Annotated in this window: 12 protein-coding genes; 9 read left to right on the top strand and 3 right to left on the bottom strand. The window is 40.7% G+C overall.

Translation table 11 applies throughout. From position 1 onward, the window contains the following. The first annotated feature begins 100 nt into the window (after positions 1-100). From RMZ95_RS10885 to RMZ95_RS10900, 4 genes are all read left to right on the top strand, one after another. Positions 101-4,852 (top strand): PfaB family protein, encoded by a 4,752-nt coding sequence (locus RMZ95_RS10885; RefSeq protein ID WP_322684583.1) that lies wholly within the window; start codon positions 101-103, stop codon positions 4,850-4,852. 135 nt (positions 4,853-4,987) lie between these two features. After that, a complete protein-coding gene (locus RMZ95_RS10890; protein ID WP_322684582.1) occupies positions 4,988-6,664 on the top strand; it encodes a PfaD family polyunsaturated fatty acid/polyketide biosynthesis protein in 1,677 nt (558 codons plus the stop codon). A 2-nt stretch (positions 6,665-6,666) separates the two neighbouring features. Next, the gene (locus RMZ95_RS10895) at positions 6,667-8,181 is read left to right on the top strand and encodes a thioester reductase domain-containing protein (protein ID WP_322684581.1); all 1,515 of its coding nucleotides are present in this window, start codon (positions 6,667-6,669) and stop codon (positions 8,179-8,181) included. Positions 8,182-8,955: 774 nt separating this feature from the next. Beyond that, positions 8,956-9,759 (top strand): SDR family oxidoreductase, encoded by an 804-nt coding sequence (locus tag RMZ95_RS10900; RefSeq protein WP_322670406.1) that lies wholly within the window; start codon positions 8,956-8,958, stop codon positions 9,757-9,759. An 82-nt stretch (positions 9,760-9,841) separates the two neighbouring features. On the opposite strand, the gene hetI is transcribed toward RMZ95_RS10900, so the two are convergent. Then, on the bottom strand, positions 9,842-10,561 hold the full coding sequence (gene hetI, locus RMZ95_RS10905; RefSeq protein WP_322684580.1) for a 4'-phosphopantetheinyl transferase HetI: 720 nt from the start codon (positions 10,559-10,561) through the stop codon (positions 9,842-9,844). Between the two features lie 300 nt (positions 10,562-10,861). On the opposite strand from hetI, the gene RMZ95_RS10910 reads away from it, so the two are divergent. Both RMZ95_RS10910 and RMZ95_RS10915 read left to right on the top strand, forming a co-directional pair. Beyond that, entirely contained in the window at positions 10,862-11,011 is a 150-nt protein-coding gene (locus tag RMZ95_RS10910) for a hypothetical protein (RefSeq protein WP_322690782.1), read from the top strand. Positions 11,012-11,054: 43 nt separating this feature from the next. Next, positions 11,055-11,222 carry a hypothetical protein gene (locus RMZ95_RS10915; RefSeq protein WP_190893192.1) on the top strand — a complete coding sequence of 56 codons (168 nt, stop codon included), beginning with the start codon at positions 11,055-11,057 and terminating at the stop codon, positions 11,220-11,222. Between the two features lie 65 nt (positions 11,223-11,287). Here RMZ95_RS10915 and RMZ95_RS10920 read toward each other — a convergent pair whose 3' ends face one another. Continuing rightward, complete coding sequence (locus tag RMZ95_RS10920; protein WP_322684579.1) at positions 11,288-12,361, bottom strand: YheT family hydrolase; 1,074 nt, start codon at positions 12,359-12,361, stop codon at positions 11,288-11,290. A 157-nt stretch (positions 12,362-12,518) separates the two neighbouring features. Here RMZ95_RS10920 and RMZ95_RS10925 point away from each other — a divergent pair, with 157 nt between their 5' ends. Then, positions 12,519-13,262 carry a response regulator transcription factor gene (locus RMZ95_RS10925; protein WP_322670411.1) on the top strand — a complete coding sequence of 248 codons (744 nt, stop codon included), beginning with the start codon at positions 12,519-12,521 and terminating at the stop codon, positions 13,260-13,262. A gap of 275 nt (positions 13,263-13,537) precedes the next feature. Here the strand turns inward: RMZ95_RS10925 and RMZ95_RS10930 are convergent, their stop codons facing one another. After that, complete coding sequence (locus tag RMZ95_RS10930; RefSeq protein ID WP_322684578.1) at positions 13,538-14,380, bottom strand: methyltransferase domain-containing protein; 843 nt, start codon at positions 14,378-14,380, stop codon at positions 13,538-13,540. A gap of 309 nt (positions 14,381-14,689) precedes the next feature. Between RMZ95_RS10930 and RMZ95_RS10935 the strand changes: the two genes are divergently transcribed. Beyond that, the gene (locus tag RMZ95_RS10935) at positions 14,690-16,024 is read left to right on the top strand and encodes a TrkH family potassium uptake protein (RefSeq protein WP_322684577.1); all 1,335 of its coding nucleotides are present in this window, start codon (positions 14,690-14,692) and stop codon (positions 16,022-16,024) included. Positions 16,025-16,211: 187 nt separating this feature from the next. After that, entirely contained in the window at positions 16,212-16,907 is a 696-nt protein-coding gene (locus tag RMZ95_RS10940; RefSeq protein WP_292726573.1) for a potassium channel family protein, read from the top strand. Positions 16,908-17,066: the final 159 nt, after the last annotated feature.

Consider the following 17,066-nt stretch of genomic DNA (forward strand, 5'->3'; position numbering starts at 1 on the left):
AGGATTGCTATAACTTGCCTCGTTCAAAGTTTGGGGAACAGCGTAAATCCTGCCTTTTAATTATCTCTTGCTAAATACCCAAACTCGGAGCATATAAATCGTGGAAAAAATAGCCATCATCGCACTATCATGCCTATTCCCCGATGCAAAGAATCCTGAAGAATACTGGCAAAACATCATTAATCAAAAAGATTCGACATCCTCTGCAACCGTCGAAGAAATTGGAGTAGATCCGACAATCTTTCATAATCCAGTTAAAGGTACACCAGACAAAACCTATTCTCTCAAAGGCGGTTATATCCGCAACTTCCAGTTTAATCCATCTGAATACAATCTACCATCAGAATTTGTTGCTGGTTTAGATAACACCTTCAAATGGTCATTGTATGCCGCTAAACAAGCAATTGAACAAAGTGGTTATTGGGGTAATCAAACTGTTCTGGCAAAATGTGGCGTAATTTTAGGTAATTTGTCATTCCCGACAAAATTATCTAATCAATTATTCTCATCTATTTACCAGAAAGCTATTACTCCTGCTGTCAAAGAACTTTTGCAGTATGAAGACTTTGATTTAGCCGCTTTACCAAGTGCAACCAAAGCATCTTTATACAATGCCATGATATCTGGTTTACCAGCATCTATTGTAGCTCAAGCTTTATCTCTATCTCAGATTAATTTATGTCTGGATGCTGCTTGTTCATCATCATTTTATGCGATTAAACTAGCATCTCATTACTTGTGGTCACACAAAGCTGATGTAATGTTAGCTGGAGCTATCAGTTGTGCAGATTCGCTATTTGTGCGGATGTTATTTTCTGGTGTTCAAGGGTATGCAGAAAACGGTATTAGTCGCCCCTTAGATAAATCCTCTAGAGGGCTAATTCCCGCCGATGGTGTTGGGATGGTAATGCTGAAAAGATATTCTGATGCTGTTAGAGATGGTGACAATATTCTTGCTACCATTTGCGGTAATGGACTATCAAATGATGGCAAAGGTAAACATTTACTGAGTCCAAATCCTAAAGGGCAAGTTTTAGCTTTTGAACGAGCCTATAACGAGGCAAAAGTTAGTCCCAAAACCATCGATTATCTAGAGTGTCACGCCACCGGCACATTACTAGGAGATACAACCGAATTTAACTCCATAGAAACATTCTTTGGTCAAAATCAAGCTGCGCCTCTGGTGGGTTCTGCTAAGGCAAATACTGGTCACTTGTTAACTGCTGCCGGCATGGTTGGCTTGACTAAAGTGATTTTGAGTATGTCTCATGGTGTAATTCCAGCAACCATGAATGTTTCGGAACCTTTAACATCAGAAAATGGTACAATTTCTGCCGATAAAATTGTTAGAACAGCTACAGCATGGCCCAATAATAATACCCCAATAAAACGGGCAGCTATTAGCGCTTTTGGTTTTGGCGGCACTAATTCTCATCTGATTTTAGAACAAGGAAATACAACACAATCAGTTGAATCAACTCCGCCTGTTCCACCTACCAAAGTTGCTATTGTTGGCATGGATGCCTTTTTTGGTAACTGCAATGGCTTAGATGCTTTTGAACGCAGCATTTATGATGGAACACAACATTTTACTTCTCTACCGCCTCAAAGATGGCACGGGATAGAAAATCAAGAAAGTGTACTGAAAGAGTACGGTTTAACAGATGGTAAAGCACCAGTTGGGGCATATATCAAGGATTTTGAAATCGATACTTTATCGTGCAAAATCCCACCTAATGAAATAGACAAGTTAAATCCGCAGCAATTGTTGCTTTTGAAGGTTAGCGATCGCGCCGTCAAAGATGCAAAACTACAGGAGGGTGGCAATGTAGCAGTTATAGTCGCCGCAGAGACAGAATTCTCTGTGCATCAGCTACAGCAAAGATGGAATCTCTCTTGGCAAGTTAAGGATGGCTTACTCAACCAAGGAATTTCTCTACCTGCTGAACAACTGGCGCAACTGGAAACCATTGTCAAAGATAGCATTCATCAACCAGTAGAAATCGGCGAATATGTGAGTCACATCGCCAACATCATGGCGAGTCGGATTTCGGCTTTGTGGAATTTCACTGGCCCTGCATTCACCGTCAGCGCTGGCGAAAATTCTGCCCTCAAAGCGTTGGAAGTTGCCCAAATGTTACTCGCTACAGGAGAAGTTGATGCAGTCGTTGTGGGTGCGGTAGATTTAGCAGGTGGTGTGGAAAATGTCTTATTCCGCAGCCAATTTGCACCAATTAATACGGGTGTAAATACGTTGGGTTACGACCAACAAGCCAATGGCTGGACGGTTGGCGAAGGTGCGGGTGCAGTTGTCCTCAAGCGCTACGAAGCTGCTAAAGAAGACAATGAACGCATCTATGCAGTAATTGATGCCATGAGTTTCGCACAAGGTAATTCTACTTTGAGTGACGCTCTGGTAAAACCTGATGCTTCAGCTATCAGCAATGTCTGCAAACAAGCCTTCCAGATGGCAGAAATTCAACCCACAGAGGTTAACTATGTGGAAGTCTTCGGTAGCGGCGTTCCCCAGGAGGATGAAGCCGAAATCACAGGTTTACTGCAAGCTTATCCGAAAGTGGGCAACGTTTTGCATTGTGCGTTAGGTAGCGTTAAATCTAATATCGGACACACCTATACAGCATCGGGAATTGCTAGCTTAATCAAAACCGCTCTCTGTCTTTATTACAGGTATATTCCCGCCACACCCAAATGGTCTGGTGTCAAAACACCGCAAGTATGGGAAGGTAGTTCTTTCTATGTGGCAATGGAATCAAGACCTTGGTTTGTCGATAAAGGCGGCACACGCAGAATAGCAGCAATTAATAGTATGGGTATAGATGGGAGTTACGCCCATTTAATCTTATCGGAAGAACCCAGCCAAGAGGAGCGCGACAACAGATATTTGCAACAAATGCCTTTTCATCTGTTCCCTATCGCAGTTAGCGATCGCTCCACTATACCCGATATCCTAAACCATCTCCAAAAATCTATCGAAGCTAGTTCTTCTTTATCAGCTACCGCCAGCGAAACATTCGCTACCTTTGAGCAGCAATCTAATCCAAAATATGTCTTATCAATCACTGGACGTAACACAAAAGATTTACTCAAAGAAATTGAATCTGCCCGCAAAGGTGTAAATAATGCTTTTGAAAACGGCACAGATTGGCAAACACCACTAGGAAGTTATTTCACCGCGAAACCATTGGGTAAAACTGGAGCCGTTGCTTATGTTTACCCCGCAGCAGTCAATTCTTATATTGGCATTGGTCGGACTGTTTTTCGCTTATTTCCTAAAGTCTTCGAGGATTTAAAAAGTAACAATCTTTACAACCGGGCAGCCGATGTTGAAAAGCTGGTTTATCCCAGAAGCTTACCTAAATTGACAACTAGACAACTAGAAACTCTCGAAAAGCAATTGTTAGATGATTCACTAGCAATGTTTGAAAGTGAAATCGCCTTTGCCAGATACATGACGGCAATTTTCCGAGATGATTTTAAAGTCAAGCCACAATCTGTATTTGGGTATAGCTTGGGTGAAACTAGTATGATGGTTGCCCAAGGGGTTTGGAGTGATTTTGAGGGTGGAAGTAATACCTTAAACTCATCACCTTTATTTGGTGATAAGTTATCTGGGGCGAAAAATGCGGTGCGTGAATATTGGGGATTAACAGATTCACCAAACAACAACTTTTGGAATACTTATGTTCTCATGGCTACTCCATCTCAAGTTAGAGAATGCCTGAAACATGAGAATCACGTCTACTTAACTCAAATCAACACACCAGAAGAAGTATTAATTGCTGGTGATGATGCCGCCTGTAAGCGAGTGATTACAACTTTAGGTTGCAATTCTTTCCCCGCTCCCTTCGACCATGTAATACATTGTGAGGCGATGCGATCGCAGTTCGAGGAAATCAAGAAGGTAAACAGCTTACCATCACAAAATCTTCCTGGGATTGTGTTTTATTCTGCCGCCGATTATCAACCAGTTGCACTCGAAAGAGATACCATTGCTCACAACATCGCCAAAGGATTGTGCCAAGAACTTGATTTTCCACAATTAGTTAATCGTGTCTACGATGATGGTGTGAAAATATTCCTAGAAGCAGGCGCGGGTAGCGTTTGTTCACGATGGATTGATAAAATTCTCGGCAACAAAGAACACATCACAGTCTCTCTAAATCGTAGGGGAATGGATGATCATGCTTCAATGGTCAAAGCATTAGCAAAACTACTCAGCCATCAGGTGAACGTAGATTTATCACCGTTGTATAGCAAAGCCCAAGAAAGCGCTAATTCAAGTAAAGCAACATTGAGAACAGTTACCTTGGGTGGGAAAGCGATCGTTGCTACAATTTTGAGCGCAGAAAATCGCAAACTTGTTGAAGATTTGGTTGAGGATATTAAGTGCGATCGCTTCAAAATACAGCATCCAGATATACCTAATGTCCAACAATCTGAAATCACAGATTTTCTTAACACTTCCAACCATATAACCCAAGAAGAAAGTCATTCCTCTAACATCTTGCCTCTGTCAGAAGAAGTAAAACCGAAAAATATCATTGATAACGTTTTTGAACCGAAAGAACAATTACAATCTTCTGAGTCAAGCGCAATTAGACAGCCAATTTCTCTTTCCTCCTCACCCGTCAGAACTCAAAAAATTAGTAGCATCATCAGCATGTTCGATTTAAATAAGACTCAGTATCAAAAGCTCAATGCTAATAATTCAAAGATAACTAAAGCACACACAGCCTTCTTACAAGCTAGACAAGATTACAGTCAGCAAATGAGCGAAATCATTCAATTGCAACTAGCTTGCGCCCAAAACTTGCTTAACGACGAATCTTGACATAAGTCTACATACTTCAACCGTCAATAAACTTGGGTAAGGGGAAAGGTGAACTGATAAAAGGAAAATATTTCTTCCCCATTCCCTATTCCCCGCTCCCCTTATTTAATAATTGTAATCCGAGGGATAACTGCCGTGACAACCGTAGATACGGTACTAAGTAAACACGATAATGGCCTTAACTTCTCCGCTTGGTCTTATAACAAAAACCAGGTTTGGAAAGGTTCTTTAGAAACTGTATCTTTCGAGAAACAAACCATCAAAGATAAATTGATGGTATTAAATAAACCCTGCTACATCGTGAAAGTTGCCGGAAAAATCGGTGTCACGAATGAGGGTTATTTATCCCCTGGTGATAATGGCACAACAGCACAAATAGAACTGCTAACATTTGCAGCCCCAATCCGCATTCAACAATTTGGAGATCCCAATTTTCTTTCCTCTTATGGAGTGAAATATGCCTACGTTACCGGCGCAATGGCTGGCGGAATTGCTTCCGAAGAAATGGTCATTGCACTCGGAAAAGAGCAAATTTTGAGTTCCTTTGGTGCAGGTGGTTTAACTCCAGAACGTTTGGAAGCAGGCATAAATCGCATTCAAGAAGCTTTACCTCAAGGGCCTTATGCATTTAATTTAATTCACAGTCCTAATGAACCTGCGATTGAACGCCGGGCTGTGGATTTATACCTCAAATATCAAGTGAGAACAGTAGAAGCCTCTGCATTTCTCGACTTGACCCCCAACATTGTTTATTACCGTCTTGCTGGATTGGCATTAAATAACGCCAATCAAATTGAAATCAAAAATAAAATCATTGCCAAAATTTCTCGCCGAGAAGTTGCGACTAAATTTCTGCAACCAGCACCAGCCAGAATAATCAAAGAACTCCTTGAACAAGGGTTAATTACTGAGTTACAAGCAACCCTAGCAGCCAAAGTTCCAATGGCTGATGATATTACCGTCGAGGCTGATTCTGGAGGACATACAGATAACCGTCCCCTGGTTTGTGTGTTACCTTCTATTATTGCCTTACGAGATGAAATTCAAGCACAATATCATTACCAAACACCAATTAGAATTGGCGTTGCAGGAGGAATTGGGACACCACAATCAGCATTAGCAGCCTTTATGATGGGTGCTGCTTATATAATGACTGGTTCCATTAATCAATCATGCGTTGAATCTGGGGCTTGTGAACATACCAAAAAGTTATTAGCCCAAGCAGAAATGGCTGACATGATTATGGCCCCAGCAGCAGATATGTTTGAAATGGGAGTCAAATTGCAAGTTCTCAAACGGGGTACAATGTTCCCCATGCGAGCGCAGAAATTATTTGAACTCTACCGCGCTTATGATTCCATTGAAAGCATCCCACTTGCAGAAAGAGAGAAATTAGAAAAACAAGTTTTTCGCAAAACTATTGCTGAAGTATGGGAAGGAACTGCGGCTTATTTGTCCCAAAAGAATCCTGAGAAACTTGGGAAAGCAGTCAATAATCCTAAACTAAAAATGGCGTTGATTTTCCGTTGGTATCTAGGATTATCTTCCCGTTGGTCTAGTTCTGGTGAAAAAGGTAGAGAAGTCGATTATCAAATTTGGTGTGGCCCGGCAATGGGCGGTTTCAATGACTGGGTACGTGGTTCTTATCTATCTGAACCAAATAATCGTGGTGTAGTTGATGTTGCTAATCAAATTATGACTGGTGCAGCCTTTTTGTATCGCGTTCAAAATTTGAAAATTCAAGGGCTGCAAGCTTCCAATTATTACAGTCAGTATCACCCTGTTCGTTCTACATCATTGTTGGAGCTTTAAAAATGACTATAAAACAGTCTTTCACCGCAGACGATATTCAAATATTTTTGGTATCTAACTTAGCTAAGTTGCTAGGAGTTGCAACTGATGAAATAGATGTCAAAGAACATTTAGAAAACTATGGCTTAGATTCAGCCCAAGCAATGATTCTAGTAAGTAACTTAGAAAAGTTGCTCGGATTTCAACCATCTCCGTTGCTATTGTGGCATTACCCAAATATTGAAGCTCTTTCACAGCGTTTAGCTGAAGAAGTACAAGAAGGTTCGCCCGTTCAAGATACAAAAGTAGTAGCCTCTAATGCCAATGCTGCACCCTCTGTTCTAGATTTAGGTGCAGAGGCTGTTCTTGACCCCACAATCCATCCCGGTGCTGCATCTAATGTGCTTGTAGGTGAACCCAAGAACATCTTTATAACTGGAGGAACGGGCTTTTTAGGAGCTTTTATCATCCGGGAACTGCTACAGGAAACTAAGGCGGATATCTATTGCTTAGTGCGTGCTGCTAATGCCGAAGAAGGCAAAAGCAAACTCCAAAAGAATCTGGAACAGTATGCAATTTGGCAAGAAGAATTTAAGTCCAGAATTATTCCGATTGTCGGCGATTTATCTCTGCCATTCTTAGGTGTTGGCTCTGAACAGTTTCAAATTTTAGCTACCAATATTGATACTATCTATCATAGTGGTGCTTTGTTGAATTATGTTTTTCCTTACTCAGCACTGAAAGCAGCCAATGTTTTAGGAACCCAAGAAGTTCTGAGATTGGCTTGTCAAATTAAAGTCAAGCCTGTACATTACGTTTCTAGTGTGGCTGTTTTTGAATCCACGGCTTATGCTGGCAAGGTTGTTAAAGAGCAGGATGAATTCAATCATTGGGAGGGCATTTATCTTGGTTACTCTCAAACTAAATGGGTAGCTGAAAAGTTAGTTAAAATTGCTCGTGACCGTGGACTTCCTGTAACTATCCACAGACCACCACTGATTTCAGGTGATAGCAAAACAGGTATTTGTAACACTCATGACTTTATCAATTTGATGACCAAAGGCTGTCTACAAATGGGATATTTCCCTGATGTAGATTATATGTTGGATATGTCACCTGTGGACTATGTAAGTAAAGCCATTGTTTATCTATCACGCCAAAAAGAATCTATAGGTAAGGCTTTCAATTTACAACATCCCCAACCTGCTGCTTTGAAAATGCTAGTTGAGTGGATACGCTCTTTTGGTTATTCAGTTGAAATGATTCCCTATGAAAAATGGCAATCTGAGTTAATCAATAATGTGACTTCTGCGGACAATCCTTTGTACACTCTGCGGCCATTTTTGTTGGAACGTTGGTCTGATGAACAACTGACTATTCCTGATTTGTATTTACAAGCTAGAAGACCTCATATTAGCTGCCAAGATACTCTTAATGCACTAGCAGGTAGTTCTATTGCTTGCCCTCCAATTGACTCTCAATTGTTTATGACTTATACTGCCTACTTGATTCAAAGCGGCTTCTTGAATCTCGCTTAGTAATTCATAAATTGCGTAGGATGTGTCAAGACTAAATTGTTGCAAAAAAAAATTGTAGTAGCGCGGTAAGCTGAATTTATTGGGTTGAATTATTCTGTTAATGATTAGAGTTTGGTTTTGTGAGTTTTTTAAACCCAATATTTTAAGCATGTCACGCTAGTAGGTTGGATTGAGGAAGGAAACCCAACATTTTCAGAGATTGGTTGGGTTGAACGAAGTAAAACTACAAATCTTCAAAACCTACGCAGTATTGCACTGCCATCTACATTTAATGCACTATTTTAGCCTTGACACGCTACTACAAAATAATTTTCTTTAGTCCATGTTTTTTAAAACTCAGTACTACTGAATAACCAATATTTCAGATGCCAGCAATAACTTATACACTAACAGCGGCAATATAATTGCCCTGTTTTTTTATGCTCAATCATGTAAATTTTTAGTATTCACTTCTTGACAGAAGCAATCGAGGATAGAATGGTTAGTGTCTGGCATAAAAGTTTAATTTTACCCGCTTGCTTTTGTGAGTAATCAAAAGTGACAGCTAGCAGTCTTAAATAACCGAGCTTCTTTAATGCCTAGCTTTTTCGATGCATAAGTCCTAAATTTACGTTTGGACTGCTACATCTATCTAATGAACCACACAAGCATTTGAAAGGGTAATAACTCAAGATATTTCTCGTTGGGTCAGATATTACGCGTACTTAATTGTAGAACGAGAACCACTGTAAATGCAACGCAGCTTCATCAAGTTGAATTCACTAACATTCTTACATGAACACAAAACATCAAGGTCAGAGCAAGAAAACTGCTCTTATTACTGGAGCAGCTGGTGGAATTGGCTACGAATTAGCATGTATTTTTGCTGCTCATGATTACAATTTGGTCTTAGTAGACAGAAATGGGCCAAAGCTAGTAGAAATTGCAGTTAAGTTCCAAGAAAAATTTGGGATTTTTGTCAAAACTATTGTTAAGGATTTATCTATATCAACTGCTCCTGAAGAAATTTTCACGGAGTTGCAACTTGCCGATATTAATGTTGATGTGCTGGTAAATAATGCCGGATTTGGTATCTATGGATTATTTCACGAAACAGACCTAGCTACTGAACTAGAAATGCTACAGGTAAATTTGGTATGTCTCACCCATTTAACTAAGCTATTCGTGAAGCACATGGTCAAGCAAGGTGAAGGTAAGATATTAAACGTCGCTTCGGCTGCTGCTTTTCAACCTGGGCCTTTGATGGCAGTTTATTTTGCTACTAAAGCTTATATCTTATCTTTTTCAGAAGCGATCGCTAATGAATTAGAAGGTACAGGTGTCACTGTGACAGTTCTTTGCCCAGGCTCAACAGAATCTGGCTTTCATGAAAGAACGGGGATGGCAGACTCTAAATTGCTTAAGGGTAAGAAGATGATGGATGCACGAACAGTAGCAGAAATTGGTTTTCACGCTTTAATGAAGGGCAAAACCATTGTTATTCCTGGTTTTATGAATAAACTACTTGCAAAAAGCGTCAGATTTGTACCTAGAAAGGTGGTGACAAGAATTGTGAGAAATATGCAGGAAGATAAGTAAGTAGGTTGTCATTTGTCATTTGTCATTTTACAATGTCCGCAAAATGTCTCTTGTTTCACCCACGAGATGAGCTTAATCAACATCAATATTGCCAGCATTTTAAATTCCAGCCGAAATTCGCCACAGCAACAGCAGCAACATAATTGTTAGCAGGTACTAGTTCAAAAAGACTCCAATCTTCGGATATCTGTAACTTGGCTGGTTCTGTGGGAGTGAGCGATACTTCAATTTGCTCTAGCTGAGATAGTCCGTCTCCAGTTGCTTTTAAATAAGCTTCCTTACAAGTCCAGTAACGGAAAAATACTTCTTGCTGTTGGTTGGGAGATAGCGATCGCAACATCTCATATTCTCTCGGTAAAAAGAACCGTTTGGCAAGACTTTCCAAATCAGACATCGGGCGAATATATTCTAGGTCTACACCAATTGGGCGAGTACAATTCACTGCACATAAACCCAACCCTTGGGAATGAGACAAGTTAAACGCCAGTTCACTATCGGCAAATTTATCTGCTAGTACTGGTTTGCCACGCTGTTGATAATTAAACTCCACTTGTAACGGTTGGATACCCAAGTAGCGCCCTAATATAGTTCGCAGGATACCACGACCTGCGATGAAACGCTGCTGATGTTCCTGAAAATAGAACCGTTCAGCACGAGATGTTTCGTCACTGGAAAGAGTCGCTGCTAAATTTTGCAGCTGTACTTCTGGTTGGTCAAGTTCTATGCGCCAGACATGAATCTCATCCGGTAGCAAAGTTAAATTCGTCGGTGCAGGTAGCCAAATATTATTAGAAGCGGTCATTGAGTCAAAAATTCAAGAGAGTTGTACTTTAATAGTTTGTTTAATTACGACGATATTATGGGTGAATCTGGTTTGACGCTTTAGCATTACTATATACAACTGCGCCTGTTTTTCCTAGAATATGCCATAGGTATTGTTAGATATTAAGTCTAGCTGTAAACATAAATACAGGTAGCCGCGATTGCTTTTGCCAGCTAAATATTATAATTTATTACTCTAGATGTACGCTCCTCAACTACACGTTAAATCTCCTGAGAGAAAATACTTTAAAACTTTTAATAGAGAATCGCAAATTTTATTTTGGCTACAACATTAGCTATTACAGCATTACTCAAAGGAACTACGACCAATGTCTGCAAGTGTTCTGAAGTAGATATATCTTCAGTAAGAAATAATTTTTCTCAGAAAGTGTTAAATCTGGAACAAAAAACCCTTGCCAAAGCTTGTTAAAAACCTATTACAACTACTTTTTTCTAGAACATAGTGAGGATGAATGATTCTTAATTTGGAGTACTTTGCCTTTTTTATACTGCTACTAGCAGCGCTGCTATTGGCAATTAGGCAAATGAGCGTTGCTTTGGATGAATTAGATATTGCGCGTTTTACTCTCTGGACGGGTATTGCTTCTGTTATTGCTGGTTTACCAATGATATTGTGGTAGCTTCTGGGTCAATGCCATCCTCTCTATTTTGGGCTTCCAAAATACGACTCCATCTGTCGAACATCTTAGCAACTAGAATCTGTTCGTTGTTGCTCTAACCATTGTAAAACCCGATTCCATGCCCACCAAAGATCGGGGTCTTGTACTTGACGCTGGCACTCTTTGCTACTGAGATAGCCAACATGACCGCCATACTGAGTAAGTAACAAATCTATTGCAAAATTGCGATCGCACGCTTCTTCTAATTCCGGTATGATAGCTGGGTCAAAAAGTGGATCGTCCGCAGCATATAGAATCAAAGTCGGTTTCGAGATTTGCGGCAATATTTGCAAAGCACTACTAGCTTGGTAATATGCTTCCACAGAAGGAAAACCAAGTCGCTTAATTACCAATTCATTATCAAAACCCCAAATGCTATTTGCTCGTTCAATCGCTTCTGGGTCAAGGCTTCCAGGATGAGCATCATGAATCCGCCACGCCAATTTTTTTAAATTTTGGGCAATCCCTGCTTCTAAATATCTACCAAAGGGCTTTGTAACTAGATAAGATAGCGATCGCTGTGAATCTAAACTCGGACAAATCACCATACCACCGCCAATATCGCTATCTTCTAATCCTAAATCTTCATCCTCCTTAATCACCTCACCAGCCACCTTCACCGCCCATAACGCCAATTGCCCTCCTAAAGAATACCCTGTAAACCAAAATTTCCCCGGACATCCCATTGCCTTTGCAGCAGCAGCGATGCGAACAAAATCTTCCCCCTCATACAAACCATCAGAAGTTAGAGTCGGGGACAATTCGGCTGTTTTTCCGTGGGCCCGCCAATCAAATAACACTACAGCGTATCCTTGGGCATAAGCTTTACGCCCTAGCACCCTCAAAAACCATTCTGTCTCTAACTCTCCGGTAATGCCATAAGTACCGATAATCGTGCTATGAGCATTTTCCGGGATGGCAACCAAGCCAAAAATTGGCACACCTTGGCCACCAATAAAGATTTTTTCGTGATAAGACGGTTCTTGTAAGAAAACAGTACTTTCCCAGTTACGTTTTCCCCACAAAGCGGTGTATACAGTCATCATCACACCGTTTTGTAAAAACCAAGACGGATTGTAGGGGGGAGTATAACACATCATAGACTATAAGATTTCGTGTAATTGAGTCTTGATTTCACAGTCATTTAATCTTAATATTTATGTAAGATTTAAAAACTTTTTTAGAATCGATTCAAAAATCTTTGTATCTATCAAAGGTTGTTAATTATCCTTAATAAGTAGTAATAATTTTTTAAGAATGCCGAGGATTCTTGTCATAGACGATGACCCAGCGATTTCAGAACTAGTTGCCGTCAACTTGGAAATGGCTGGCTACGATGTTAGTCAAGCTGAAGACGGCATCAAAGGTCAAGCGCTGGCTCTCCAGCTACAACCAGACTTGATCATGCTCGATTTAATGTTGCCCAGGGTAGATGGGTTTACCGTTTGTCAACGCCTGCGCCGCGACGATCGCACCTCTGAGATTCCCGTGTTAATGCTGACAGCTTTGAGCCAAACTCAGGACAAGGTGGAAGGCTTCAATGCTGGCGCAGATGACTACCTCACCAAGCCTTTTGAAGTTGAAGAACTGCTGGCGCGGGTGCGGGCACTTTTGCGGCGGACTGACCGGATTCCTCAAGCCGCAAAGCATAGTGAAATTCTCAACTATGGCTCATTAACCCTCGTTCCCGAAAGATTTGAGGCAATATGGTTCAATGAGACGGTGAAATTGACTCACTTGGAATTTGAGCTACTTCACTGCTTACTGCAACGCCACGGTCAAACAGTTTCTCCCAGCGAAATCCTCAGAGAAGTTTGGGGCTACGATCCTGATGATGACATAGAAACGATTCGAGTGCATATTCGCCACTTGAGAACCAAGCTAGAACCAGACCCTCGCCACCCCCGCTATATTAAGACAGTGTATGGTGCTGGATACTGTCTGGAATTACCCGCTATACCTCCATCCAATGAAGGGGCTTCAGTAACAGTCGTTGAATGAAACACGCTAAATTCCCTTATCTAAGCTATCACTTAGGCAAGAACTCTCTGTAACTCTTATTCCTTACCGCTTAGTTAAGGTTATTGGTGGGATTTAGTAGTATGTAGAGATGTTGCAATACAACGTCTCTACAAGCATATCCGTAAGAAGTTAAGACAAAGTACCTTTTGTCAATAAGTTAAAATACTCAATAATAAGCTCTGTAAAATTAGCCGTCATTGAATTTCTTAAATTGTAGTGCGATCGCGCTGTTTCATTACAGCGCGGTCTTGTTTCTACTTATTCCCGTACAATAAACCAAACCGAACTAACCCGCGTTCATAACCGCGACGCATCAACCCCAGCGATAACGCCCCTTGAATGGTAGTCCAACCAGCATTGAGTAAGCCCCAAAGTGCTTGGGGAGTGAACGCCGAATCAATGACTACATTCCAAAAGGGGGCGACGGCGGTTGACCAATCGGCGGTGCGAATATTGTTTAATGGAAGTTGACGGGCGATCGCTTCATACTCTGGTAAAGAAATTACATAAGGCAAACAATACACCCGATAAATATCCTGTAAATGCTTTTCCTCATCCGCCGTCAGTGGTAACTTATCAGTCGGTCGATGACACCAAGTCACCATAATTAACTTCCCACTAGGTTTCAATACCCGATAACATTCCTGGAGAAACTTCGTTTTATCTGGCATGTGTTCGCCGCTTTCTAGCGACCAAACCAAATCAAAAGAATTATCAGCAAAAGGCATTGCTTGAGCATTGGCGACTTGAAACTGAGTTCTCAGACTCAAATTCGCTTCCGTTGCGCGTTCCGTTGCTCTGGCAGCTTGCACAGGACTCAAAGTAATCCCTGTAGCCTTAGCATGAAACTTTTCTGCCAGGTATAAAGAACTACCACCAATACCACAACCCACATCGAGGATATTTTCTGCTGCTTGTACCCCCGCCCAATTAAGCAGTTCCTCGATTAAATCAATTTGAGCTTGACGACGGTCTTTTTTCTGGCTGCCATCAGCACCGTAATAGCCGTGGTGCATGTGTTCGCCCCAAATCTGTTCCCACAGACCAGAGGAAGCATCGTAGAACTGCTGAATTTGCTGGTAAAGTGTTGCACTCATGAAAAAAGTAGTATTGAGACGAATTAGAATTCAAAAAAAACATACAGGTAGGCTACCATGTATGTTTTTAATTAAATAAGGGTATTTTTACTCCGGGGAAGGTAAACCGAGATTTATCCTCCTGGAAAAAATTTCTCAGTTTTACCTTAATAAACTTTTCTTCGTCAAATTTATACCAATTATTCCAAACAACCTACATATACAAGAAATGAAAACCTAGATTTACTCTAACTTTCTTAATTACGAATTACGAACTTGTACTGAGCTTGTCTTGAGCGTAGCCGAAGTATTACGAACTACGAATTAATTATGACCGTTTCTCGCACAGTTTGCCTGGGATTTTTGACTGTCATCGCTATAGGAACAATCTTGTTAATGATGCCTTTCTCGACTAGCGATGGTACATGGAACGACCCTATTGTGGCGCTGTTCACCTCAACATCTGCGGTTTGTGTTACTGGCTTATCAGTGGTCGATCCTGGTACTTATTTTTCTTTTTGGGGTCAGCTGTTTATGACACTGTTGGTTCAGATTGGCGGTTTGGGCTATATGACAAGCACTACCTTTCTGATTCTGCTAATTGGACGCAAGTTTGACCTGCGACAAAAGGTAGCTATTCAACAAGCTTTAGACCGACCAGGAATGAGCGGGAGTGCCCAAGTCATCCGTTCAATTATTGCTACAACTTTAATTTTTGAAATTACAGGAATATTCTTACTTATACCAGCTTTTATTCCAAAATATGGTTGGAATGAAGGACTGTGGTTGGCAATTTTTCATAGTATCAATGCTTGGAATAATGCTGGTTTTAGTTTGTTTAAAGATAACTTAATTGGTTATCAGTCCTCCTTGTTAGTAGTCTTCACCATCACTATGTTGATTATCTTTGGGGGAATTGGCTATCAGGTAATTTTGGAAATGTATTTTTGGTTGCGCGATCGCATTCTCAAAAAAAATCATCACCAAATATTTTCCCTAGATTTTAAAGTTGCAACTAGTACAACTATTATCTTATTAGTAATAGGGACAATCGCCTTTTTCTGTATAGAAATCAGAAACCCTGAAACATTTGGTTATCTAAATTTACGTGGTCAAATATTAGTAGCTTGGTTTCAATCAGTTACTCCCAGAACTGCTGGCTTTAACACCATCGATATTAGCAAAATGACTACCGCTGGTCTATTTATTACGATTGCGCTGATGTTTATTGGTGCAAGTCCAGGTGGTACAGGAGGAGGAATGAAAACAACAACCCTGAGAGTCTTGACCAGTTGCACTAAAACGATTCTCCAGGGGAAAGAAGAAGTTTTATTGTACGATCGCAAGATAGCAATAACTTTAATTTTGAAAGCTGTAGGTGTGTTAGTGGGTTCAGTAGCGACGGTTATTTTAGCTACTATTATAATTAGCCTCACAGATCCAACATTAGATTTTATCCAAATTTTGTTTGAAGTGGTATCAGCCTTTGCTACCGTGGGGCTTTCTACAGGCATTACAGCAAGTATCTCCACAGCAGCAAAGCTGATCTTAATTGTCATTATGTACATTGGACGAGTAGGTGTTTTACTACTTATGTCTGCTGTACTAGGAGATCCCCGCCCTACCAGAATTCACTATCCTGAAGAGAATTTACTCGTGGGATAGTTCTGAGGAGGGAGTAGGAAGCAGGGGGAGCAGGGGAGGCAGGGGAAGAAGAACTATTGGTTATTGCCCAATGCCCAATGCCCAAACTGATAAAATATACATCGGAAGGCAAAAAATAAAATTTTAATTCAAGCGGTATAACCGTTTTTTGCCCTAAATACAGGGAGCCATAATAAGGATAACAACGGTGAATCTGTCATCATTAAGTTTTTTTCGCAGTTTACGCAAAGATAATCAGCAATTTGCTGTAATTGGGTTAGGTCGTTTTGGTCGCTCTGTCTGTTCCACACTGCACAATTTTGGTTATCAAGTGCTGGCAACAGATATTGATGAAAAACGAGTTTCAGAAGCATTAACTGAGGGAATAGTTGGTCATGCTTTGCAACTAGACTCTACAGAACCAGCCGCACTCAAAGAAGCTGGAATTTTTGAATTTGATACTGTAATTGTCGCAATTGGTAACTACGTTCAAGAAAGTATCATAACCACTCTCAATGTGAAAGAGGCTGGCGTACCTCATGTAGTTGCTAAAGCTTCTAGTGAAGTTCATCGTAAACTGTTGCGGCGAGTAGGCGCAGATCATGTTGTTTTTCCTGAGTATGAAGCGGGTTGTGCCCTAGCGCGTACTCTTACTAAACCAGCAATTCTAGATCGGTTTGACCTCGACCCCGATAACAGTATTGTAGAGTTGATTGTGCCTGATGAATTTCACGGCAAAACCATCACTGAACTGCAACTTCGTAACCGCTACGGTTTAAATTTGCTAGCAGTAAGCCAGGATGGGAAATTTCAAATTAATCCTGACGCTACCAAGCGTTTAGAGCGTGGTTCAGCAATGGTTGTTATTGGTTGTAATAAAGATATTAATCGTTTGCCGATTTAAAAAAGTTAGGAGTTAGGAATTAAAAGTTAGGAGTTATGCCGTGTGCAACTTTTACTCAAAACTAACTTCGAGTAGAGAATAGACTTATTGGATGAATCAAAAGCCCTCACCCTAAATCCCTCTCCCAAGTTTGGGAGAAGGGGGTGGGGGATGAGGGCA

The organism is Nostoc sp. DedQUE07, assembly GCF_034530975.2.
Lineage (GTDB): Bacteria > Cyanobacteriota > Cyanobacteriia > Cyanobacteriales > Nostocaceae > Nostoc.